The sequence below is a fragment of the Parabacteroides sp. ASF519 genome (assembly GCF_000364265.2).
Taxonomy (GTDB): domain Bacteria; phylum Bacteroidota; class Bacteroidia; order Bacteroidales; family Tannerellaceae; genus Parabacteroides; species Parabacteroides goldsteinii.
Window position 1 is genome coordinate 4,752,360 of the sequence record NZ_AQFV02000006.1, and the last position, 25,144, is coordinate 4,777,503.

General features: G+C 44.3%; 19 protein-coding genes and 1 pseudogene. 3 read left to right on the top strand and 17 right to left on the bottom strand.

All coding sequences use genetic code 11. The annotated features are described in order from the left end of the window. Positions 1 to 25: 25 nt before the first annotated feature. The 11 genes from C825_RS18985 to C825_RS19035 form a co-directional block, all read right to left on the bottom strand. Positions 26 to 2,440 carry a BACON domain-containing protein gene (locus C825_RS18985; RefSeq protein ID WP_250690603.1) on the bottom strand — a complete coding sequence of 805 codons (2,415 nt, stop codon included), beginning with the start codon at positions 2,438 to 2,440 and terminating at the stop codon, positions 26 to 28. Next, complete coding sequence (locus tag C825_RS18990; RefSeq protein WP_250690604.1) at positions 2,395 to 2,745, bottom strand: hypothetical protein; 351 nt, start codon at positions 2,743 to 2,745, stop codon at positions 2,395 to 2,397. The genes C825_RS18985 and C825_RS18990 overlap by 46 nt, the downstream gene beginning before the upstream one ends. Before the next feature lie 71 nt (positions 2,746 to 2,816). After that, complete coding sequence (locus C825_RS18995; RefSeq protein WP_010803687.1) at positions 2,817 to 5,474, bottom strand: BACON domain-containing protein; 2,658 nt, start codon at positions 5,472 to 5,474, stop codon at positions 2,817 to 2,819. Between the two features lie 30 nt (positions 5,475 to 5,504). Further along, a complete protein-coding gene (locus tag C825_RS19000; RefSeq protein ID WP_044214525.1) occupies positions 5,505 to 6,659 on the bottom strand; it encodes a BF2992 family fimbrillin-A clan protein in 1,155 nt (384 codons plus the stop codon). A 17-nt stretch (positions 6,660 to 6,676) separates the two neighbouring features. Then, positions 6,677 to 7,798: a fimbrillin family protein gene (locus C825_RS19005; protein ID WP_010803689.1), complete on the bottom strand. Its 1,122-nt coding sequence runs from the start codon at positions 7,796 to 7,798 to the stop codon at positions 6,677 to 6,679. Then, a complete protein-coding gene (locus C825_RS19010) occupies positions 7,795 to 9,009 on the bottom strand; it encodes a fimbrillin family protein (RefSeq protein WP_010803690.1) in 1,215 nt (404 codons plus the stop codon). Before C825_RS19010 ends, C825_RS19005 begins: the two co-directional genes overlap by 4 nt. 131 nt (positions 9,010 to 9,140) lie before the next feature. After that, positions 9,141 to 10,058: a fimbrillin family protein gene (locus C825_RS19015; protein WP_010803691.1), complete on the bottom strand. Its 918-nt coding sequence runs from the start codon at positions 10,056 to 10,058 to the stop codon at positions 9,141 to 9,143. Continuing rightward, entirely contained in the window at positions 10,055 to 10,990 is a 936-nt protein-coding gene (locus C825_RS19020; protein WP_010803692.1) for a DUF5119 domain-containing protein, read from the bottom strand. The genes C825_RS19015 and C825_RS19020 overlap by 4 nt, the downstream gene beginning before the upstream one ends. A 12-nt stretch (positions 10,991 to 11,002) precedes the next feature. Further along, complete coding sequence (locus C825_RS19025) at positions 11,003 to 12,340, bottom strand: DUF3575 domain-containing protein (RefSeq protein WP_157310097.1); 1,338 nt, start codon at positions 12,338 to 12,340, stop codon at positions 11,003 to 11,005. 553 nt (positions 12,341 to 12,893) lie between these two features. Continuing rightward, positions 12,894 to 13,871, bottom strand: coding sequence for a site-specific integrase (locus C825_RS19030; RefSeq protein WP_010803694.1), 978 nt, complete (start codon positions 13,869 to 13,871; stop codon positions 12,894 to 12,896). Positions 13,872 to 14,501: 630 nt separating this feature from the next. Further along, positions 14,502 to 14,915 (bottom strand): hypothetical protein, encoded by a 414-nt coding sequence (locus C825_RS19035; protein WP_007653188.1) that lies wholly within the window; start codon positions 14,913 to 14,915, stop codon positions 14,502 to 14,504. A 219-nt stretch (positions 14,916 to 15,134) separates the two neighbouring features. Here C825_RS19035 and C825_RS19040 point away from each other — a divergent pair, with 219 nt between their 5' ends. Together C825_RS19040 and C825_RS19045 are read left to right on the top strand one after the other, a co-directional pair. Further along, positions 15,135 to 16,607: a RimK family ATP-grasp domain-containing protein gene (locus C825_RS19040; RefSeq protein WP_010803695.1), complete on the top strand. Its 1,473-nt coding sequence runs from the start codon at positions 15,135 to 15,137 to the stop codon at positions 16,605 to 16,607. A gap of 3 nt (positions 16,608 to 16,610) precedes the next feature. Beyond that, the gene (locus C825_RS19045; RefSeq protein WP_010803696.1) at positions 16,611 to 17,072 is read left to right on the top strand and encodes a GNAT family N-acetyltransferase; all 462 of its coding nucleotides are present in this window, start codon (positions 16,611 to 16,613) and stop codon (positions 17,070 to 17,072) included. On the opposite strand, the gene C825_RS19050 is transcribed toward C825_RS19045, so the two are convergent. Beyond that, positions 17,063 to 19,051, bottom strand: coding sequence for a retaining alpha-galactosidase (locus C825_RS19050; protein ID WP_007653182.1), 1,989 nt, complete (start codon positions 19,049 to 19,051; stop codon positions 17,063 to 17,065). The two genes, C825_RS19045 and C825_RS19050, sit on opposite strands and share 10 nt — an antisense overlap. A gap of 123 nt (positions 19,052 to 19,174) precedes the next feature. Between C825_RS19050 and C825_RS19055 the strand changes: the two genes are divergently transcribed. Beyond that, positions 19,175 to 20,905 (top strand): SGNH/GDSL hydrolase family protein, encoded by a 1,731-nt coding sequence (locus tag C825_RS19055; protein WP_010803697.1) that lies wholly within the window; start codon positions 19,175 to 19,177, stop codon positions 20,903 to 20,905. On the opposite strand, the gene C825_RS19060 is transcribed toward C825_RS19055, so the two are convergent. The 5 genes and pseudogenes from C825_RS19060 to tsaD form a co-directional block, all read right to left on the bottom strand. Beyond that, positions 20,882 to 21,940: an MATE family efflux transporter gene (locus tag C825_RS19060; protein WP_250690605.1), complete on the bottom strand. Its 1,059-nt coding sequence runs from the start codon at positions 21,938 to 21,940 to the stop codon at positions 20,882 to 20,884. The two genes, C825_RS19055 and C825_RS19060, sit on opposite strands and share 24 nt — an antisense overlap. Continuing rightward, on the bottom strand, positions 21,895 to 22,245 hold the full coding sequence (locus C825_RS19065) for a hypothetical protein (RefSeq protein ID WP_250690606.1): 351 nt from the start codon (positions 22,243 to 22,245) through the stop codon (positions 21,895 to 21,897). The genes C825_RS19060 and C825_RS19065 overlap by 46 nt, the downstream gene beginning before the upstream one ends. Positions 22,246 to 22,333: 88 nt before the next feature. Continuing rightward, complete coding sequence (locus C825_RS19070; RefSeq protein ID WP_007653179.1) at positions 22,334 to 22,888, bottom strand: Crp/Fnr family transcriptional regulator; 555 nt, start codon at positions 22,886 to 22,888, stop codon at positions 22,334 to 22,336. Continuing rightward, positions 22,881 to 23,371 (bottom strand): annotated as a pseudogene (locus tag C825_RS19075) (CinA family protein). Before C825_RS19075 ends, C825_RS19070 begins: the two are co-directional and overlap by 8 nt. Before the next feature lie 680 nt (positions 23,372 to 24,051). Continuing rightward, positions 24,052 to 25,071 (bottom strand): tRNA (adenosine(37)-N6)-threonylcarbamoyltransferase complex transferase subunit TsaD, encoded by a 1,020-nt coding sequence (gene tsaD / locus C825_RS19080; RefSeq protein WP_010803700.1) that lies wholly within the window; start codon positions 25,069 to 25,071, stop codon positions 24,052 to 24,054. Positions 25,072 to 25,144: the final 73 nt, after the last annotated feature.

Consider the following 25,144-nt stretch of genomic DNA (forward strand, 5'->3'; position numbering starts at 1 on the left):
CATTCCTTGATTTAGCTGGCCATAATCAAATATCACGGACACATCGAATATAGTTCGTGTACTTCGTTTCTCCGTTAACAATGCTACCGTTACCCATGTGAAGTCCAGTACGGCGACTGCTGTCGCCTTCGCCGACCGTACTACTCCAATACCACATATTGATGAATTTAGTGCCAAGTAACTTCGAGTCTTCCTCATCGTCTGCTGCATTACTGTTTGTTCCTTTACACTTTGTCCACATAGCATACAATTCTATGACTGTTGGCAAACGCCAACCTTCTCCCTTACTCGTACAATAATTCTTTGCTGCACCATCTTTATATTTATGATCCTTTGTACTCTGAATATTCTCCACCTCTATGGTATAAGGTATAGGTATAGTACAAGATGAAGATTCGCCTTTGTAATCACTTCCGGTCCCTGTTACATTTCCATTATCGTGATTAAAAGGCGGATAAGAAGTCAAATTAACACCTGAATTTTTATAAGCTGTTGCTAGCTCCTGATTAATCGTTACAGTATTTGTCAATCCTGCCTGTTTAACCTTCACAACTTTTGAATGATTGCCTCCAGTAACTGCAATAGTAAATATAGCCTCCCGAGCCACACCAATATTCGTCGTAGAAGAAAATGTTAATGTTTGACTACCACCTTTCGTTATTCCCGAAGTTGTGCCGGGAGTTATTCCATTTTTTGTGACAGAAGGGTTTACGGTCCAAGGTAACCCTTTTGTCCCTGTTACAATGACCGTTCCGGAGCTTACTGTACTTTCCAAATCCAGCACCGTTGGTGAAACTTCAAACACCGATCCTGCCTGTGCTACCGTTATAACCTTTGATGGTCCCGGATGAGAATTTCCTATTTCATTTCCGACACGTACCGTGATCTTTCCTCTTCGTTCCGAAGCATTTAAGTTCAAGGAAGTCTTGTAATTGATTATTTGAGAGTCTGTACCTGTTGTTCCGCTTTCCGGAGTCAATAAAGACAACCAATCAGTTCCACTAGTCACTGTAGCAACCCACAGTAAGTCGTGGGTTGCTACAAAACTGTCTGACAGTTTTTCGTCGGCTTCCGGTCCCAGCTTTGGGGTTAGGTCAGTAACTTCAATAGATGCACCAGCCTGGGTGACAGATATACTTTCTGTCAAATCGGTATCCCCTGTCTCACTGATTGCATCCCCACCTTTCAACAAGATAGTCCCAGTACGACTTGAAGCAGACGGATTACTAGATGTTGCTTTGACCGCCAATATTTCATTTTCTCCCGTTGCTTCTGTCCCTGAAACAGGAGTTACCCCATTCCATGCCAACCAATCTCCCCATTCCGAAGCCAACGTTGCGGCCCAGGGTAACCCTTTCGTCGCTTTAAAAGTGCTGCTTCCCGTTGAAGATCCTTCGGCTTTCAATGAGACAGAGGAAGAGCCGACCGATAAAGAAGAAGCATTCTGCCTCACATAAATATCTTTTTCTCCTACGGTAAAAGAGGTTTCCCGAACTTCAGCCCGCGGATTCGCTGCGACTGCCTCAAACTGTACTTTGTAAGGACCTATAAAGTCCAGTTTATTACCTGCCTCATACGTTTTATCACCAACCACAGCAGACAACCAGGTAGGAATGGTAAACGACCATTTAACACCCGGACGGGTAGTAACCTGAAATATACTGGTAGCACCTTTCTCCGCTCCCAGATTATTCGGATCTTGCATCTCCGGAACAGTTCCTACCGTTACCCGTTTATCAGAGAAGTCTATACCGGTAAGTTTAATATCAATGGTATAAAACCCATTTCGGATAATATTATAATCATTATTTCCATTACCAGGATAAAGGGTGAAGACGACATCACTATAAGTAACTCCATCCTGTACAGCCTTCCCAGTCAAACGGATACAGGTTGCATAACTTACACCTTCACCTGTTTTATTCATAGGAATTTCTTCTATATTATTCCCCGTTCCGGCAGGATTTTCAGGAATATACCAATAGTGTATGCCACTATTACCTGGGGATGTTACCGTATAGGTTTTAAAATTACCATCTCCACTCAGTTGTCGCGGCATTCCATCTCCGATATATTTGATACTGACCGGGACATGACACAACTCAAGTGTCGCCGGAGTAAAAGAGAAGTTTTCACCACTTACCGAATAAGAAAATTTAATTTTTGCCAACGAACGTTTCAATTGGATATCCTCACTGATATTTTCTGTGATTTTACCTGACCACATGCCGCTCATTAAACACAGATTACTGACCGGTAATCCTTTATCTGTAAAAGCCTCTGAAGTTGTCAAAGCCTTCAAATCGGCTTCTGTACCCGCTTTTTCCTGCAAATTCCCGGCATTGGCAACGACCCACACATGACTGGTCTCTTCAAGTCGTTTCAACGGCAGGTTCACACTTTCCTGTGTAACCAAAGATGAAAAATATTCATTTGCCACCAATTCACCTTTTTCATTATACTGTCCGGCCCATAAGTTCTGAATAGTTCTATCTGCCGATTCACCCGGATCAGTTGTCGACCGGGTCTTTGGCCGCCGACAGGAACCGGTATGCTATCGACCTCGGTTGTTCCTTCTGTTGTAATAACCATGCTACGTGTTTGCGCTATTGTACTCGCTAAGACATTCAGATGAAAACAAGTTGATACTTCTTTTCCCTTGCCCATACCGGTTACTACTTCGTTTTGCGTGCAACTACAATACAAAACCGTCAATAGGAAACAAGCCAATAGCCTTTTATTCATGATTGTAATATTCATTATTTAATAAAACACATTTCTTACTTTTTATAATTATCCTCTTTTAAGGCCAACTATTAAAGATCACGGACACAGCGAACATAGTGTGATTGCGACTGGGCATCGTTTCCGGTCCCGCCATTATCCCTAAATTTCAACATACATCGTCCGTTACCATTTTTATTAAAGACAGAGCTGCTCCAGTACCACTGCGTAATTTTAAACTCGGCAACACCGTTATTTTGCAGCGTAACCCTATTATCATATATAGCTCTCAACTCAATAATAGTAGGCACACGCCAACCATCCTTCTTAGCTTTACAATAATTTGCAGCACCTTCATAACTAGAAGTTGATCCCCGCTCCCCTTCCTCGACTTCTATAGAATATTCACTCGTCAATGTACAATCTGAAGATTTACCATTTCTATCAGATCCCAACCAACTTGAAGTTGTCGAACCTCCATCATAATTAAAAGGAGGATAAAGGGTAAAATCAGTTACAACACTTTTATAACTTGCAACAACAGCACTATTTATAGTAACCTTATTACTTACTCCTGCAGCCTGATTCACCGTAACCGTTTTAGAATGATTTCCCCCTGTAACTGCAACCGTAAAAGTAGCAGAACGAGCCTCCCCGATATTTGCAGGTGCAGTAAATGTTAAGAATTGACTACTCTTATCCAACATTGAACCTGAGGCATTTACTGAAATATCAGTACTTCCGTTTTTTCGGGTTACCGTCCAGGGTAATCCTTCTGTTCCGGTTATAATGACCTGACCTGAACTTTCAGTATTCTCAAAATCCAAGCTTGTAGGCGACACATCAAAAACTGAGCCGGACTGTGTGACCGTTATATTAGTAACCGGTCCCGGATGCTCATCACCTGCTCCATTACCTACAGACACTGTTATCTTTCCGGTTCGCTCCGATGATGATAAATTGAGTGTCGATTTATAATTTATCGCCTGAGAATTTCCATCCGTTGTACCTGTTGAAGATGTTAATAAAGTCAACCAACTATTTCCACTAGTCACCGTAGCAACCCACGGTAAGTCGTGGGTTGCTATAAACCTGGCAGCCAGGTTTGCCGAGGCTTCCGGACCTATATTTTGAGCGGCACCGGAAATCGTTGAACCCGCCTGAGTAACAGATATACTTCCTGTCAGACCGATATAAGCTGAGTTACCAACCGATTCTCCCCCTTTTATCTGTAAGCTACCTCTACGAACGGATGAAGACGGATTACTAGATATAGCCTTAATGGCCAGTGATTCATTTGTACCCGAAGCCTCTACACCCGGAGTTGGAGCCGTCCCGTCCCATTCCAGCCAGTTACCCCATTCAGAAGACAATGTCGCAGACCAGGGTAATCCTTTCGTAGCCTGAAAAGTACCGTTTCCTACAGCTGTTCCTTCAGCAGAAAGTGATATGGAAGAACCGACAGTCAAAGATGACGCATCCTGTCTTACTTTTATTTCTTTCTCTCCTACTGTAAACGACGTTTCGCGTATTTCGGCACGAGGATTTGCAGTCGCTGTTTCAAACTCCACTTTATAAGGACCAACAAAATCCAATCTGTTTCCAGACTCATACCTATGTTCCCCAACTATGGCTGAGAGCCAGTTTGGAATAGTAAACGACCAGGGAATACCCGGACGGGTAGTAACCTGAAAAATTCCTGTTGCTCCTTTTTCCGCCCCCAGATTATCCGGATCCTGCATTTCAGGAACAGTGCCTACCGTCACACGCTTATCAGAAAAATCTATACCGGTCAAAGTTATGTTAATCGTATAAAGACCGTTCCTCACAATATTATAATCATTATTCCCGTTACCCGGATAGAGTGTGAACACGACATCATTATACAAAACACCATCCTGCAAAGCCTCACCGGTTAATTTAATACATGTAGCATGTTCTACACCATCACCTGTTTTATTGGTTGCTTTATTTTCTGTATTATTTCCTTTCCCTGCCGGATTTTCAGGCATATACCAGTAATGTGTACTGCTGTTACCGGGAGATGCGAACCTATAGGTGGTAAAATCACTTTCACCCGTCAACTGTTCCGGGTTTTCATCTCCTATATATTTCATTTTAACAGGAACATTACACAATTCAAGAGTTGTAGGAGTAAAAGAAAAGTTCTCACCGCCTACCGAATAAGTGAATTTTATCTTAGCCAACGAACGGCTTAACTGAATATCCGCACTGATATTATCCGTTATCTCGCCAGACCACATGCCGGTCATTACACACAGGTTTCCGGTTGGTAATCCCTCTTCTGTGAATACATCGGACACATATAGTGACTTCAAATCAATTTCAGACACCGCCTTGTTATTCAAGTTTCCGGCATTAGCCACCGCCCATACATGACAGGTACCGGACATACGTTTCAAAGGAAGATTGACACTCTCCTGCTTTGGTAAAGAGGGGAAATATTCTTCAGCAACCAGTTCGCCGGTTGAGTTATATTGTCCCATCCACAGGTTATACAATGTTTTATCTGCAGTTTCTCCGGGATCGCTTTCAGAACGAGTGACTATTGTTGTATCACTACGGGTATGGAGTGTAGTGGCCGCCAAGACATTTAGATGGAAACAAACAGACACATCCTCCCCTTTCAGACCTCCGGTTACAACCTCGTTCTGCGTACAACCACAAAGAATTACTAGTAATAGAAAACAAGTTATCTGTTCCGTCTTTTTTATTTTTTTCAGTTCCATCCCTACCGGTTTGTTTTAATCTCTGTAATGTTATAAAGTACTACCACCCACTGTTTCTCCCCCTGTCCAGAGGATATCATCCCATCCGGCAACTACTAGTCCGAAAGGTACGCCCGGTGTTACTCCCGGCTCGGTCGGACGACCATCAGGTGCACCGCCTACATTGTCATCGGTCAACGAAAAAGGTGTCCAGTCGTAAACGCTCAGTAGCAGCAAGCTGCGATTATTTTCCACTTCCAACGTAAATACATATTGTTTGCCTGCTTCAAACACAATATTCTGAGCAATCGTCGCTTTCAGCGTAACAGCCACCCCGTTGCGGGAAACGGTGACCGCGACCTGAAAGGAGTTACTGTTTTTAGGCAACAGGATCGCCCTTGCACGGTTTAGTCCTAAATCGTTCGGTTCAGGCAAGGTTACAAAATCCGTTACAATCAGTTTTCCTTTATCCGTTTCGTCTCCGCCGGTCGAAGTTATCGCTTCGTTCTCACCGACAATCAACGATGCTCCGGCCGATGAGATACCCGTCAGTTCCAATCGGGTTCCGCAGAGGCTACTCATAGGGACAATATTTTTTTTAGTCGGGGTCACTTCAAACACTACCTGCGCACATTTACGTTGGAAAGCTTGAAGACTCACCTGACGGGATGCCTGCGAAACAGCTACTCCCCATACAAAGGAAGTCATCACATCTTCCTGATGCGGGATACCTGTTATCTGTTGTTTACCGTCGACTTTTGTTAACGGACGTGCCGGAGAAACGGCATAAAAATCATACACTCCGGCAAGCACCGTCATCTCTTGGGATGTTCCGATTGTCTGCTTTCCTTCCGCATCCACAACACAAGGCAATAAAAAACCTTCTTCATCTACCAGATAGGTGGCCTGATAAGCAGGTAGAGCGGTGGATAAATCAACCATAGGTAAGTCAGCCGACAATAAATCAGGTTCGTTATTCATCCTCCGATAAGCAGCAATACGTACCGTACTACCGGAGGGTAGCGGAGAAGTTTCCCCGCTACGGGTAACCGGAGCTATTTCCAACCCCGGACGCCCGAAACGAAGTTCTATGAAACGTTCTTCCGACTCTTCCTGTTCTTCCACAAGCCCTCCTGTACACCCTGCCATTCCCCACAAAAGGCAGGATGCAAACAAAAGAAGAAGATATTCTGATATACGTTTCATCGTCATTAATTAATCAATTACTCCACCGGAACAGTTACGGGATCCCCTGAGCTTTCCCAATCTGCCACCTCAACACTACCGAATTCGAGTCCGCGGTCTGTTACTGTCATTGTATAGATGTAATGTTTTCCCTTTTCCCAAGTAACCGAAAGCGAATTACCGGATACAGTCGAATAGGTATGGTCATTACCACCGGTCAATGCCCCGGTAGCACCCAAGGTAACCTTCACCCCTGTCAGGCTGATATTACTGACAGGAGCGACTAATCCATACGCTTGCGGGGTGACAGACGAGAAATCTGCGGTCCCCCCTGAACCGCCTTCCGTCCAGGTTGCAATCTGCCCTTGCTCGCTTGTGCCGGTGGTAGCTGTCAGGGTCAAAGTACCAGTTGTCAATGTCCCTGTCAAAGTCCCATCCGTTAATTGCATGGTAACTTCGGTAGCAGGCGAAGCTGCTGTAACAAATGCATTATTACTTGTCAGTTCCACCTTCTTCACATAATCCTCTGTTGTCACTGTTTGCTCCTTCCCTTTCATTACCTTAAAACTGATTTTCGACAAGGCATGCTGCATGGAAAGAACAACCGACGATTGCTGGCGGCTAACTTTAGGGGTACTCTTTTCTGCATTAGTCCCATACAGGTAATCCACCTGATTCGTTTTCCACTGATTATTATAAGCAAAAGTCTGCTCAGCCAATATAACCGGAGATTTCAGTACCGGTATTTTCGGTGAGTTGTTATTCAATTCACCCGTTGCCGTAGACGGCGCCCATGCATAAACCGCCCCCTCGGTATCTCCCAAGTATAAAACGGTTGTTGTGCTCCAGGTTTTATCTTCCCCACTAACGCTACAAGTAAAAGTCTGCGTATGATTACTATCCGAATAATAATCCACAGTACCGCTACCTTTCGTCACCAGGACTCCGATAGCTCCCAGATGATTCGGTTTACTGTTTTCATCGTTTCCCGTCTCTTCATAAATAGCCTTTGTCTCTTCCCGAAGAGACAAGGTCTGGATAGACAAGGCTTCCTTCTCTTCGCTATCACCGGGAGTATCTTCCGGCAAGTCAGTCTCTATACCTGTACAGGATACCAATAGAGACAGAGAGAATACGTAATATATAAATGAACGTATCATAGCTCTATATTTCCTCCCGGCTCCTCATTCCATTCGGCAACACTTACACTAGTCACTTCCAGTTTACGCTGTGATGCGCAGACTGTATAAACATAGTTTGTCCCAGCCTGCCATGCCCAAACGTCAGTGACGGGCAACGATACGGTATAGGTCTGATTATCGATTGTAAAAACCACTTCTATATCCTTATCCGAAATGTTTGTAAGAGGATAAGTCAGGATACTGATTTTACGAGCCACTTTCGGACCGGTAACGGTACCACTCACAATATAAGTGTTGGCACTCAGTGTCTCACCTGCCTTGATTTCTTTGGGTATCGTATAACTGCTGACCGTACGTGTCAGTACATCCGATGTATTATCTGACAGACCCGCAATCGTACCATCCGCCAGTTTCATGGTCGCACCTTCGGTCGTTTTAATCAGCGTCTTAGTCTCGGCATTTTTAAGTTCTATCTTCGTCAAACTACCTGCTCCCGGTAATGTACCATCATTGTAAAGCCGAAAAGAAACCATTGTTAGAGCATGAGCCATCGACAGGTCGATCGAACGGTCAGGACTGTCGGCTGCACGTCCGTTACTGACTTTACGATCACTGTTATTGGCATACAGGTAATCCGTTTCTGTAGAAGCACAGATGATCTTTTTCTTACTGGCTGAAGCATTCGCAACCCACGAAGTTCCGTCAAAACGCAAGTCCGCATTCGTCACATCATCGGACAACGCAATCGTTCCCGTTTTTTGAAGCGGAGCGGGAATAGTCAAGGCAGAAGCAGAGGTTCCGCTAACGGTGCTTGTTTTCGGATAATAGGCATAGACTGTACCTACCTCATCATTCAGCGTATAAGGAGCAGTTGTAGCAGAAACAAAATTCTCTCCTTTTGCAGAAATAGATTTCCAGTTTTCACCTTTTTCATCCCCCATAAACCAGAGATGATCGGTTGAAATCTCTCCTCCCGAATAAGCTCCGTTCCCATCCGCATTCAATACCACTACGCCCATTCCCAAAGCATCCGAGGCATAATTCGCCTTGGTGTACGTAATCATATCACTACCGACCACCGATTTAGTCTCTGTAGTCAGTACACCTGTTGAAATCCCTAAGGTGACCGGTTCCCCATTTTCTTCATCCCCGGTAAAAACTTCCTGCTGTGTGCAACCTGTTGCCGACAGCATAACAGCCAATGCTGCTAATGATACTAATTGTTTCATACTATTTTGTTTTAAACATCATTCTTCACAGGAGGCATAAAAAAATCTCAATATTTCAATAATCGCTTTCAAACTTTATGCCGCAAGTACTCCTTAGCCGTTAGCCGAAGCTAACAGATTGTTCTGATTTACTAAAACTCTACCTCTCCCCCATCCTTCTCCGTCCAGTCGGCTACAGTAGTGGAAAGGGTCAGCTTTTCTTTTTCCGCATTCAATACGACCGAAAGCGTATAAGACACACCTGGCCGTGGCAAACTGTCCGCCTCTATAAAACGGATCGGAAGAGCTTCATAATCCAAACTCGTTCCGTCCGGAAGAGAAACCGTAGCAAAGAACGTCAACGGAATACCAGCTTCCAACATAACCGTTGCAGTCGGGGTATCTGTATAGGAACCGGACAACAAAACTCCGGTTCCGTCCGGTTCCCATATAGTAAGAACCGCTGGTTCTCCTATTGCCATTAAAGTGGCTTTATTTAAATCCAGCAAGACTTCCGGATGGCTGCCACCTATTTGCATCCGTGTCAAACAAGCACCCTCCGGATAACCTTCTTCCACACGAACACGTATATTCAATTGGGTCAGTAAATGTTTAAACGTAAACTTTTTACTGTCCTGCCAAAACATATCGCTCAGACAGCCTGACTGTTCATCACTGACCAGCAGATCCTGACTTCCGTCCAACCGGTAGACCACTCCATTACTACCCGGTTCCGTCATCGGGTAATATCCGCGCAGGTACAATCGGCTCCCGTCTTCAGGATAATAATGGGATTGTAATGGAACAGCTTCCTTTCCGTTCACCCGGCTTTCCCATATCTCACTGTATGTACCCGGAGAAGTTCCGGCTGCAAAGGCTATCGTCTCCCCGTTCAACTCCGATACTGTGCCACGAATCGAGGAGAGATGCCTCAATGCCAGTCGCACAGGTATACCGGTAACCGGCCCAGATGCCTCCGGACCGGTACAACCGATATACACCATCAGTGCTATCGGTATTGCCAATAGCCTCCACCTTTCTCCCGATCTCATTCCAATAATCTTTTTCATTTTTCCGTTTGATCTTTATCTGTTCCGACCGTACCCCCTACTTCCGCCGTCCCCTCACGCCAATCGGTAATATCTATCGCATAACCACCCGTCTCCAACGGATGGACCATCAGATCCAGTTCGATACGGGCTGTCAAACCGCTATGTACCGCTTCATTTACCTGGTCGGTCACGTCCGTATGCGAAACGAACAATTGCCCGTCTTTTTGTTCCACCGTCAATGACAAGCTGGCAGGTACTTTGATTCCTGCTTCATTCTCCGTACGAAGTCCGAATAAGGACAAAGATGCCGTATAACGGTTTATGCCGTCAGCCTCAGCCGGAAAACAAACAGATGCATAATTCTCTTCGCACAGCTTGCCTGTCGGAATACAGACTTCGGGGGGAATACCAGCTAATTCGCCGCTTACCACCGAAACATCACTCCCCCCTTCGATACGAATGTTCAGTATCACATCTTTGACCAGACAAGCAGGAGTCAATACAACGGCCTCATCAACAACAGTCGTAACAATAACCTCCTCTTCTCCGGCACCGTACAGGTTTCCGGGTTGGCTAATCATCCCTACAGTCCCTTTCGAAGAAACGGAAGAGCGAGCTATCGCACGGGCACGGGAATATCCCTCATTCATCGACAAATCCAGGTTAATGCCATCCGGATTACAAGCCACCACTCCATAACATCCCTGAGGGATGGTTCCTTCATAACCGGAAACATCTCCACGACGAACCAGCGGGACCGGGTTACCTTCGGCATAGAAATAATAGTCAAAAACACTTGTATGTACAGCACGACTCCCCCAATCCAAAACCAACCGAACTTTACCGTTTTTTGCCCAGTCTTTATCGGTAGTCAGGGAAGTACAGGCTGTGAATAGCAATCCAATCAACAGTCCCCCCATATAATCCCATATCTTGTCCCCCTTCTCCATCTTAATTTTCAATTATCTAATCCCCATCCTATACACAATACTTAATCTGAACCCGACCATCATGCCGGTTGCTGTGAACAGGCTTTCCTGATAGTTCTTATCGTCCGCCTTGTCATACCGGTATTTTTCTCCGCCAAATACCGAGCGGTAACCGCCTTGCAAGGCAGCCTCCACACAAAAACCGGCACCTAACGGGATCATACAACCAACAGACAAACCACCTGAAGCAAATTTACCTGTTCGTCCGTAAAGACCTGTGGCACTGATCTTCTCCCCACGTACATCGAAATCACCATACTGCCCAAATGCTCCTACCCATAACCAACGAAAACGCCCGTCTCCTCTCAGCCAAAAACGCGGCTCCAATGTCAGGGACGAAACACCCCAAAGGTTGTCCTGATCACTTCCATATGTAAAATAGGAATAAAGAAACGAGGCATCAACCGACCAACGCCGACCAAAACAATACTCCAGTTCCAGATTTGGCATAAACGATCCCCGATTAAACTCTACCGGACCATTACCCAACAATATCGAAGGAACCAGCGTACACCAGGGAAGCAGATTTGTCTTGACCGATAGATTGAAAGGACACGCACCGTAAAAACCGTCCGGAATGACTGTATGAATTTCCCGTACTCTTTTTTCATCCGGCTTACTATCACTCAGAGATGACTCTTCTTTCTTTTCATTCTTATTTTTCGTCACAAAGGATACATCAGTATTCTTCCGTATCAGCAAACGATAATCATCCAGTTCTTCCCGTTCAAACAAAGCATCGGAAATCACATAGATTATACGATCTCCTCTATCGCTTGATGCGCGTTTATATTGTTCGACAAAAGGAATTGCCCCATATTTCCCGATAGCCTCTTCCATACTTTTGGGATAATGACTTTCACTATAACAAATTTCCTGATTGGCAAACCAGCGTAACGGGGTTTTCAAATAATAAACATGTACCTCTTCACAATTCAAACCACTGCGATCAATATAAAAAGCCATACTCTCATAAGGCAGCTTCAGTTTTGTCTTAATATATTTACGGAGACGGTCGGCACGAATCGAAGCCTCATTGACCGCATCCGTTTCCATATATTGCCAGGATTCCAAATGAGCCACGATCAGCAAATGAGAAGTTCCTTCCAATAAAGCGACACGTGACTCCTGCAAAGACTTTATCATCCGCAATAGTTCGACTGCGTTCTCCCCATAATCAGCAAACAAGCGATCTTCATTTTCCGGAAAAGAGAAAACAAATGTCTCTGCCTCCTGAAAATTCTGACTGAAAAGGGGAAAACTCTTTGCTGTCAAAACCATTATAAATAATATGTACAATGCTCTTTTCATGATATCCCTATATATGTTCCGTTTCTTAGGAAGAAACGGAACGTAAGAAGCCAAACAGACGTAAACTAATGGAAAACAACAATTTATATAAACAATCATACATATTCTTTATAGTTGTAGAGTACAGTATGAGCCATTTCTTTACGTCTGCTTTTCCTTTATTGTACTTATGAAGAAAATTGAAAGACAAAGAGTCTTTATGTTCTTTTCTAGAAGTAGAGCATCTTTTATTAACTCTAAAAAAGACAATAAGAAAAGTAAAAACAATATGAGAAAAACAAATTAGCGCCACGACAAATATTAATTAAACAACTGATACTTTGACAATTGCAAGAGTGCAAACGAAGGAGTATAAATGAGAGAGTGGGTTGTACCCTATTTTAGAATATTTACCTTTACAGATTTAAGAGAGTATAATATTCAGGGCTTCTTGTGCAAAATTTTGGTTTTTCATAACTATTATAAGAAATAAAGTTATTACTTTTGCAGTGTATTAATATTATTAATGGGTAACGTTCCGTTTCTTCCTAAGAAACAGAACCAACATTTTAACTTATCTTGCTGATTCATACAATTTAATTTTTCGTCCTTGTTTTCTTTTTAATACAATCCTATTGGCTTCATTAATCACCGAACTATTTAGTTCTGCCAGATAAATACGGGTGACCAATATAGAAGAATGTCCCAATGCCTCGCATATGGTTTCAATATCCACTCCTTTATCACGAGCTATTGTCGCCCAGGAATGCCTTGCCACATGAGTCGTCAATTTTACATCCAAGCCGAGAATCTTTGCAACCCGTTTCAATCGTTTATTTTGTAACCTAAGCGCACTTTCATAGCCTGCTCCATCTTTTGTCAGGAGTGGGAACAGATAAGGGCTGTCTTTTACTTCAGATGCATACCGCCGGATAATCATGATCATTTCCGGGAGTAATTCAATATGTAACACCTTTCCAGTTTTGCGCCTCACATAAGTCAAGACTCCCCCTTGGATATCCTTTTTCTTTAAATGTGCCAAATCCACAAACGACATTCCCCGCGTATAATAAGAAAAAAGAAACATCGAAAGGGCAAATTCCAGCTTTTCGGGTAATCGCGTCACAACCTTTTCCAAATGAACGATGTTTTCCGCAGGAACAGCCCGTTTTACAGTCGGCTTCGTTCCTGTAAAAACATCTTTAAAAATATCTTCCCGCCCCAATTCCGGTACTCCTGTTTCCTGCATCTCATGCCAGATGGTACGCAAATGCCTCAAATAAAAAGAGGAACTATTTGCCAATAAACCTTTTCCTTCCGGCTTATCTTCCATCAACCAATGTTCATACGCCACCATCAACTCCCCGTCCATCTTTTCCGCATACACTCTCTTCGATCCTAAAAAACGCCGGAACGAATTGAGCGTACTCCTGTAATTATGTGCCGTACTCTTTTTACCACTATCTTCCAAGCGGTCTATTTTCTGCTGCATAAACTGCAACATTTCCACTTTCTGCCGCCTGCCTGTAGCCCGGCTTTTGTCTGTTCTCATATACTTAATTATTTACTAATTGATAAATATTGAAGGAATTTAGTAAACAAAATAACACATAAACAGGCTTTCTACTAACAAGCGAATCAAAGAAATCCGTATAAACAGAAAAGTATGTATTCCTTTCCTTCCGGATAGCATTCACTACCTGCGCAGATCGCTGCCGTTATCCGGCAGGTAATCACTACCATCCGTACAGATTATTGCAACAAACTGTGCGGATAGTCAAAACAATCCGAGCAGTCAGTGGAAACGATCTGCACAGATAGATAAAAAGGGAATCAGAAAAGAAAGGACATGACCTGATCTGAGATATACAAAGTGAATATTTTTTTTAAATAGCAACTATTTTTCTTCTAAAAGTATCTACCAGACAGTCTAACTTTCACTTTACTAAATGTTATACAAAACAATATAAAAACAAACCGGACTACACCTATCCGTACAGATAAATGCAGTCCGAAAATCATTTTTCCATATTATTAGAAAACTACCATCCAAAAAGATAATCCTTAACTTCCGTACAGTTCCATATTTTACAGGCAAACCGGAACCGGATACTTACAAAGCAAAGATACAGAAGGTAAAATAACAAAATGACATTTTGACTTTAAAGTGATAATACTTCATCTACTTAGACTTTGCAAATTTAGAAAACAATTTTTCATCCAACTTAGTATGAATAATTTTAAGTATATCACAAAATTCTTCTTCAGTAATTATTTCTGGTTCATCCTCTATTATTATTTCACAATAATTTTCTCTTCTGTTTGTATATTCATCAGAATTTTCATATTCAAATATACCATATCTAAATCCAGCATAAACGCCTTTAAAATCAATAACATCATACCTATCAAGATCCAAACGGTATATTTCTCTTACATAACAAATTTGTAATTCTGAAAGCCGCAAATACTTGTTATTATAGACCTCTTGCAAAAGCTCTTTTCTCTTCTTTTCACATGATTCTATTTTCCTCTTTGCATTAGCGATAGACTTCTCCATCTTCTCTATTTCCGCGTTCAATTCATCTATTTCCATTATTATAATATTTATGTTTCAACAAAAGTAAACATTTCTACACCCAAACCGTAAAAATCAAGATGTTTAACAACACAAACAACGAGATTGGAGATAATATGTGACAGGAAACAACACCCTGAGACTCAATCAGCAAAGAGTACTTTTAATAATTAATGATTATTCGCATTACAGATTGATTTATTTGTCTATTTTTGCGCACTCATTTTAATATTCAATATGAATAATGTGCTGATTCTTTTAGACAGTCTGAATGATTGGAAACCGTATTACAAGACAAGCAGTATCTTAACTGTTTCCGATTATTTAAAAAACAAATCTCTCCAAAAAGAAAAGGGGAGTAAATTTGTCATCAACCTCAGTAATGACTACAGTTATAATTCCGAAGGATATTACTGTTCATTACTGGCTCAACCCCGAGGACACAAGGTGATTCCCGGAGTAGATATCATCAATAAGCTGGAAGCCGGGGCGGGTGTCCGCATGGACCGGAACTTACAGAAGCTCTGTTATCAATGGATACAGAAAAACAATATTACCGATGATATCTGGTATCTGAACCTCTATTTCGGGACTTGCCAGGAAAAAGGGCTGGAGAAAATTGCCCGATTCATCTTCGAAAACTATCCTGCTCCCCTCCTTAGGATCAGTTTTAATACCCGGGCTAAGAACCAGATTGAATCCATTCAACTCTTGTCATTGGAACAACTGAACGATGAAGAACAAAGTTTCTTCGCTGAAGCGCTCGACCGTTTCAACAAAAAGGTATGGCGTGCACCCCAAACCGTTAAATCCGCCCGCTATAGCCTGGCTGTATTATACGATCCGGAGGAAAAGTTCCCCCCCAGCAACAAACAGGCCATAAACAAACTGTTGGAAGTAGCCAAAAAGATGGATATACATGCCGAACTGATCACGGAAGAAGATGCCACCCGTCTGATGGAGTTCGATGCTTTATTTATACGTACGACGACTTCACTGAACCATTACACCTTCCGGCTTTCGCAATTGGCAAGGCAGAACGGAATGGTCGTGATAGACGATCCGTTATCCATCATCCGGTGCACAAATAAAGTATTCCTGAATGAATTATTTGAAAAGGAAAAGATACCGGCTCCCCTCTCGATGCTGATATTCAAGTCAAACGAAAACACATTCGAACAGATCAGCAGCCAGTTGGGATCACCGTTCATCCTGAAGATTCCGGATGGTTCTTTCTCTTTCGGGATGAAGAAGGTGACCAACGAAACGGAGCTGGAAGCAGCACTCGACCTGCTGTTTGAAAAATCATCCATCCTCCTCGCCCAGGAATTTACTCCGACTGAGTTCGACTGGCGGATCGGTATCCTGAACGGTGAGCCGTTGTTTGCCTGCAAGTATTATATGGCCAAAGGACACTGGCAAATCTACTGTCATTATGATTCGGGAAGAAGCCGGTGCGGACTGGTCGATACCATTCCTATTTATCAGGTTCCCCGCAAAGTGCTCGACACGGCAGTCAAAGCGACTTCATTTATCGGAAAAGGATTATACGGAGTCGATATGAAAATGGTCAACGACCGCGCCATGGTTATCGAGATCAACGATAATCCGAGTATCGACCACGGTATCGAAGACGCTGTACTGGGCGATGACCTGTATTACAGGATACTGAATCATTTCGGGCGTATGTTGGATATGAAACACTTCTAAAAGATGGAACAGGAGATTATAACCAGGCAGGCAACCCGGGCAGACCTGGACGGGATTATGAGAATAGAGACATCCTGTTTCGGTCCGGACAGCTTTTCCAAAAAACAATTCGTCTATCTGATCACAAAAGCCAAAGGAATGTTTTATGTCGTTGAATACCAAGAGAGAATAGTCGCTTACGTTTCTCTCTTGCAAAACGATCATACCCCTAATCTGCGCATCTATTCTTTAGCCGTACATCCCGGTTTCAGAAAGCAGAAGTTAGGGCAACACCTGATAGACAAAACGATCGAATTTGCCAGACAGCATAATCATCCAAAGATTACGCTCGAAGTAAACGTATCAAACCCGGCAGCGCTCCGTCTTTACCAAAAAAACAAATTCGAACCGGTCCGCACAATAAACAATTATTATGCGGACGGTTCGAACGCTTATTCCATGCACCTGGAAGTCGGTTATTTATAGATCTTTGCAGCATATCCGCCGCCCGGAGCCATTTTGATCTTCAGCTTACGGTCGGCGGGAACCGGGATGATTTCTTTTTTATAATCGCAGGCGGCACGGTCGGCATTGATACCGTCTTTGAAAAGTTCCAGTTTGTAATCGCCGTCACCCAGGAAAGAAAGATCCAGTTCCATCTCGCGCGGCTCCCAATTGGTCAGGGCACCCAGATACCAGATATCATCGTGCTGGCGGGCCATAGCAATATATTCGGATACTTTTGCATCGAGCACCTGTGTTTCGTTCCAAACGGTCGGGATGTTTGCGATAAATTCGGTACATTCTTTTTCACGCATATAATTGGTCGGATTATCGCAAAGCATATTCAGAGGCGATTCGAAAATCACATAAGTAGCCAGCTGGCGGCAACGGGTACCCTGGCTCATCGGTTCGGAGTTGACCGGACGATAGTTGGCACGGGTTGCATTCCGCATGGCACCCTGTGTATAATCTACCGGACCGGCAACCATACGAATGAACGGGAATGTTACGTCGTAAGTAACCATATCATAAGAGGCAGGCGACCATTTCAACTGTTCCAAACCATTCACCCCTTCATAATTGATCACGTTCGGATAAGTACGCTGCAAACCGGTCGGTTTACATATGCCGTGAAAATCGACCAACATCTTATATCTGGCACAAGTTTCTGCCGAGCGGTACAAGAAATTAATAAGTTCCTGATCGTCACGGTCCATAAAGTCAACCTTGAAACCTTTGACACCCATATCCGCATAATGCTTCACAACATTCTCCATATCACGGTCGAAAGCATAAAAACCTGCCCACAAAATAATATCCACATTCTTCGATTTGGCGTACGATACGATGGTTGGAAGATCGATTTCCGGGATGACTTTCAACAAATCTGCTTCCAGGTTAACAGCCCAACCCTCATCCAGAATTACATATTCGATGCCATGTTCGGAAGCGAAGTCGATATAATATTTATAAGTATCGTTATTGATACCGGCACGGAAGTCCACTCCGTAAATGTTCCAATCGTTCCACCAGTCCCAGGCAACCTTACCCGGTTTGATCCAGGAAACATCACTTACACGGGAAGGAGAAGCCAGGCGATACACCATATCGCAATCGACCAGCTGCTTGTCATTTTCAGAAACGACAAACACACGCCACGGGAACGAACGGTTTCCTTTCGTTTTAGCTATAAAATCTTCACGTTCCTTGACCAGCATCTGAAGGCGGTTATGTCCCCCCTGCTGTTTTACCTTCGGATAAGGGGCATGCACAGATTTCAGAGAGGGTTTATCTGTTGCATTGTTCAGGAACATACCCGGATAGTCTTCCAAATCGGCTTCGGTGATACATAGTTTCTTTCCATTGCCCAGATCCACCAGATAAGGGAGGATCATCAAACGTTTGTCGTTCAGTTTGGTGATAGCTTCATTCACATAAGGTTGCTCAAACGAGTTGGAGAACTGTTCTTCGAATGTCGGCTTCGTACTGTTTACATAAGCAGAAAATGTCTTATGGTCTGTCGAGAAGTTGTAGGTTGCCGCTTCGTCTGCAACGACAATCTCCCCTTTCTTACGGGTAATGAAACGATAAGCCAGTCCATCGTTATATAAGCGGAAGGCGATACTGTAATCTCCACGGAAAGAAATCGTCATTTCATTATAGATATCGCTTACTTCCGCCTTCTTATAGAAAGGAGAAGGAATCACTTTGTCTACCGACCCTTTGGTTACTTTCGATACTTTCGGTTTTGCTCCCAAAACTTCTCCATTCTGTAAAGTCATGGAGATTGCGGATGGGGCCAGGACCTCTGTTCCGTCATGAGTCAGGGAAAATTCTACATTATCACCTACGGTAACTACCGTTTGCAGTTTTCTGTCCGGCGATTGTAACTGATAACTCTTCTGAGCCATCAACGACATGCTTCCGGCCAGAAGGAATACGAGCAGTGCTTGTACTTTCATGGTATTTTTACTTTTTGTTTAACAGTGGCAAATATACATGAATAAATAAAAATAGAATTCCTGAAATTGTTTTATCTTTGTCAATATCGTATCAAAAAGTAACATAAACACATAATAACGACCATGAAAAGACTCTTTTGCCTACTATTTTTCTGTATGGCATGCCTTTCTGCCGGGGCACAATGGAAATGGCAGAATCCGATGGATGCAGGTTTTCCTGTAGTACAAAACCAGGGCTGGCCTGATGAAATAGGTTACAAATATGTCCGCCTGCCTGACCGGGCAGAGAAGGAAATAAGACCCGCCGTATGGAACCTCTCCCGCAACTCGGCCGGGTTAGCGATCCACTTTTATAGTAATGCCCCACAGATCACCGTCCGCTACAAAGTGAGTGGCGGATTGAATATGCCGCACATGCAAAGTACCGGTGTATCCGGCGTCGACCTGTACAGTATCGACAGCGACGGGAAATGGGGCTTTTGCTTCGGAAACTATTCTTTCGGAGATACCATTACATACAGTTACAGAAATTTAGGTCAGGACAGCTATCATAACCGTGGATTTGAATACCGTCTTTACTTACCTTTATATAATACGGTAGAATGGATGGAGATCGGCACTCCCGAAGACAGCGAACTGACCTTTATCCCGCAATCGCCGGAAAAGCCGGTCGTACTCTATGGAACCTCCATCGCACAAGGAGCCTGTTCCTCCCGTCCGGCTATGGCCTGGGCCAATATCCTGCAACGTTCGCTGGGCTATCCGCTTATCAACCTGGGATTTTCCGGAAACGGGAAACTGGAAAAGGAAGTGCTGAACTACATCATAGAGCAGGATGCACGTATATATATCCTGGATTGCCTGCCTAACCTGACACCAAATACCGAACAGGAAGTTACAGACCTGATCGTTGCCGCCGTAAAACAAATCAGGACAACCCGCAACGCTCCCATCCTGCTTGTCGAACACGCCGGATACAGCAATGCACCGACCGACAAGGGACAATATGAACTATATACCCGCCTCAACAGAGGTTCACAAAAAGGTTTCGAAAAACTACAATCGGAAGGAGTGAAAGACCTCTACTACCTGACACACGACGAGCTCGATTACTCGCCGGATGCCTGGGTTGATTACGTACACCCCTCCGACCTGGGTGCACAGGCTCAGGCAACAGCCGTAGAAAAGAAAGTACGTGAAATACTCCGTATCCCGGAAGGTAACCGCCCTACCTGCCAGCCGGTAACCCAACGCCGCGAACCGAACAATTACGAATGGCAAAAACGCCATCGCGAAATAATAAGCCATATCAAACAGCACCCTCCCAAAGCCGTTATCATAGGCAATTCGATTACGCATTTCTGGGGAGGCGAACCTGCCGGCCCATTAAACAGAGGTCCGGAAAGCTGGAAGAAATACATGGCAGCCGCCGGTTTCCAGAACCTGGGATATGGTTACGACCGCATCGAAAACGCACTCTGGCGTATCTACCACGATGAACTGGACGGTTACGAAGCAAAGAAGGTCGTCCTGATGATCGGAACAAACAACATGGGTTCCAGTACGGACGAAGACATTGTAGAAGGTCTACGATTCCTTATCACAGCCGTTCGTAACCGCCAGCCAAAAGCAACGATCCAGGTAATGGGTATCCTTCCCCGTCGCGAACATGAGGACTGGGTGAAAAACATCAACCGGAATATCCGGACGATGGCCGAGGAGGAAAACTGCCTGTTCGGCGATGCAGGGCCAGCCTTGCTCCTTCCCAACGGAAAGATAGACGAATCCCTCTTCTCCGACGGATTGCATCCGAATGAAAAAGGATACCGGTTAATTGCTCCGATTATTAAATAACGACCTACGTACCAGCCAGAAAGAAACGGACAAGGTACATATCTCAGCGATCGGTACATCATACCAGATGGCATCGATACCGAACACGGCAGGGAGGACAAGTATGCCGATTCCCACAAATACGAGTCCTCTCAAAGCTGAGATAATAATAGATATCTTAGCATTCCCTATCGCCGTAAAATAACTGGAAGCCAATATATTCAACCCGCACAACAAGAAGGCGAAACAGTAAATCGAAACACCCCTCGAAGCAATCTCAAAAGCCTCGCTCCCATGATCCTTAAAAAAGAGTCCGATCACCTGCTCGCCAAACAGCAACAACAGCAAAAACAAACCGATCCCGATCAGCGAATTCGTCCGCGCCGCCAATTTCAGGATCGATTTGATACGTTCCTGTTGTCTGGCCCCGTAATTATACCCGATAATAGGAATGATCCCATCCGATATGCCAAGGAATACGGTCGTTCCGATAAACAATATATAATTGATTGCCGTAAATGCAGCCACCCCACTCTCTCCCAGATACCTCATCATGGTAATATTGAAAAGAAATACCGTAATCGCCACCGACAACTCCGACATACCTTCGGACGAACCGTTATAGAAAGCATTCCACACCAGCCGCCGGTCATAGCGTCCACGCTGCACGGCAACCACTTCATGACGTGAAAACAGACGGGGCACATTGAAACAGGCTCCCATCGTAAAAGCAATACCGGTAGCCAGTCCGGCTCCCATAACGCCCCACCCCAGAACGGCAACAAACACGAGGTCCAGAACAATATTCAGAACCACAGTTATCCCCATAACAGAAGTCGCATACAACGGATGCCCCATCGCCTTGATTATGTAGTCGCCGAAAAACATCGCACACAGCAGCGGGAAGAAAGGAACGAGTGCCCGTATATAATGTACCGCATCGGGTAACAACACTTCGTTCGCCCCCAAAAAAGAAGCAATCTTTCCTGCTGACAGAAAAATAACCAGGCTCACCACCACGGACATCCCCAGCAAAAACACGAATACCGAGCGCAAAGCGTTATTAGCCTCCTGCTTATCCCCTCTTCCGAGGCTGATACTGACGAGGGTTTGCCCCCGATACCCATCACGATTGCAAATGCCGAAATCAGACTGTAACACGGCAAAACCAGATTCACACTGGCAAGCGCATTGGCTCCTACAAAACGTCCCAACACAATCCCGTCGATCACGGATTGTATACCCAGGAACAACAATCCCGCAACACCGGGAAGTGCATACTTCATAAATAAGCGGGGAATCTCACCTGTCAACAATAATTTCTCCCTTTCCAGGCGGAAGAGAGCTTTGTCTTTATTCATAAATCAACTCACTTTTGGTTTCCGGCTGCAAAGGTAGGGAGGTCTTTTCAGAGAAAAATTACCATAGGATAATTTCGGTCTGCTCTTTTTATTTAGAAGAAGAACGAATACGGCTCAACGATTGAGGAGTGATCTGGAGATAAGAAGCGATATGCTTGAGAGGCACTCGCTGGAAAAGTTCGGGATTGCTGCGCAACAAGGCTTCGTATTGCTCGCGGGCATCACTCCAACTATCATTAATAAAATAATTTTCATATTCCCGGAGGTAATAATCAAGCAGTTTGAGTCCCCAGACAGCTATGTCGTGCGACTGCTCGAAAAGCTCTTCCAGTCTGCGGGCAGGGATACGGAGCAAGTCCGAATCTTCCACCATCTCGATATTATAAGCGGCAATATCCCGATAGACGAAATTTATCATTTCGCCATCCGAAGCGAACCATAACGTGATGTCTTTCGTTTCCCTTTCGACATAAGAACGGATCAATCCCTTCCTGACGAACCACACGAACGGATCACGGTCGCCCTCCCTGATAAGAAGATCGCCCTTCGGGAAAGAAACCTCGTCCATCTCATCGATCAGAAGCCGGATGGCTTCGTCCGACATCGGATAGATCAATCGCTGTTGTTCTATGAATTTATCCATCGGACTTCTGTAAAAGTTCCAGTAACATTGTCAAAGCGGTATCGGCTGCCGACTGTATGTTTTCGGCCCGCACCGTACCGAAATGATAACAATGTGAAACGACCTGTTCCTTCAAAGCGGCAGCGATCCAGACCGTTCCTACCGGTTTTTCGGGACTTCCCCGCCCGGTCCGGCAACTCCCGACGTCGCCACCGAGCAATCGCATCCCAACGTACGGATAGCTCCCTGCGCCATCTGTTCCACCACTTCACGGCTCACGGCACCATGAAGACGCAAACTGTCTTCCGAAACTCCGAGCACATTATGTTTCACCTCGTTGCTATAAGAAACAACGCCCCCGACAAAATAATCGGAACTACCAGCCACCAGGGTAACCATATTGGCAATACGTCCGCCCGTACAGCTTTCCGCCGTACCCATTAACAATCCTTTCGAACGGAGAAGTCCGCCAAGTTGTTCGCTGAGCGAATTATTATTATTCATATCGTTTTATTATCAGGTTTAAATGTTTTAATAATTATCAGATTTAAACTAATTAATTGTCTTAGCTTGTCCTGAAAGGACTAATTGTGAATAGCCCCCTCAATATAAGAGGTTTTCACGGAATATACTATCATACTGTCATTACGACATGTAAATAACTATATAGCAATCATTTAAACTATGACAGTACGTCTTTTATACTATCATTTACCTATCATGCAACCATCATTTTAACTCTATTTTAACCAACGGACAGTCTTTTTAAGACTGATAAAGACGTTTGTTACAACCGCCTACGGCATCTTATAATTCGTCAGATTACTTCCTTTTTATCCCAAAACTATGACTTAATTTCACTCGAACACAGACTTTTTGTTGCCGGGATGCCCGTTTCACCCCTTTTTACACCCCCATCTCGACGATGCCTACACCCGGGTGTCAAAGGTTTCAAGACCCGGGTGTCGAGCAACTTTTGTCACTATCTGCTTGTCTTTTAGCCATATACTTAGTGAAAACAGCATACTGTCTGTCCCATTTTTTAAGTAGGAAATGATAGTAGTATGATAGATAAATGATCGTTGAAAACAGCTACTATCATACTATAACAAACATGTATACAACTACTTATATCGAAATATGATAGTATGATAGTATATTTCTTCCAACCTTTGTATTCTTCTTTAAATAACAACCCTAGAGAAAGGAACTGCATCCATCGGGCAGAAATCCTTATCGAGGTATTTATAATAACCTGTAATGGCGACCATCGCTGCGTTGTCTGTTGTAAACGCAAACTTCGGGATATGTACCTTCCAACCATACCGCTTGGCATGATCCAGGAAAGCATCACGCAAACCGGAGTTTGCCGATACACCTCCGGCCACTGCTACCTCTTTTATATTCAGGCCTTTCGCTGCTTTACGCAACTTATTCATCAGGATATCAACCACTGTAGACTGTAAGGAAGCACAGAGGTCTTGTTTGTTCTTTTCGATAAAATCGGGATCTTCCTGCAACCGATCCCTCAACGTATAAAGGAAAGAGGTTTTCAACCCGCTGAAACTGTAATCGTACCCCGGAATATGCGGTTTACTGAAAGCGAAGGCTTTCGGATTTCCTTCGTTGGCCAGACGGTTCACCACCGGACCGCCGGGATAACCCAATCCCATCACCTTGGCACATTTGTCGAAGGCTTCGCCGGCCGCGTCGTCTATTGTCTGGCCTATCACCTCCATATCGTTATATGCGTTCACCTTGATGATTTGCGAATTGCCACCCGACACCAGCAAGCAAAGGAAAGGGAAAGAAGGCGCATGATCGTCTTCCGGCGTTTCCTTGATGAAATGGGCAAGCACATGGGCCTGCAAATGGTTGATCTCGATCATCGGAATATCCAGAGAGGCGGCAAATCCTTTGGCAAAAGAGGTCCCGACGAGCAAGGAACCCATCAGTCCCGGTCCTCGTGTGAAAGCGACGGCGCTCAGTTCCGATTTATCGATACCGGCCCGTTTGATGGCTTCGGCAACCACCGGGATAATATTCTGCTGGTGTGCCCGCGAAGCCAGTTCGGGAACGACACCGCCATAAGCCTCGTGAACGGCCTGGCTGGCTATCACGTTCGACAGCATCACGCCGTCGCGTATTACGGAAGAGGAAGTATCATCACAGGATGATTCTATCCCCAATATTGTTACACTCATACTCTTCTCTCGTTTTTTTGTGCAAATTTAATGAAATCTATCGCGATATTGTTGTAGATTTGCGTTTAAAATA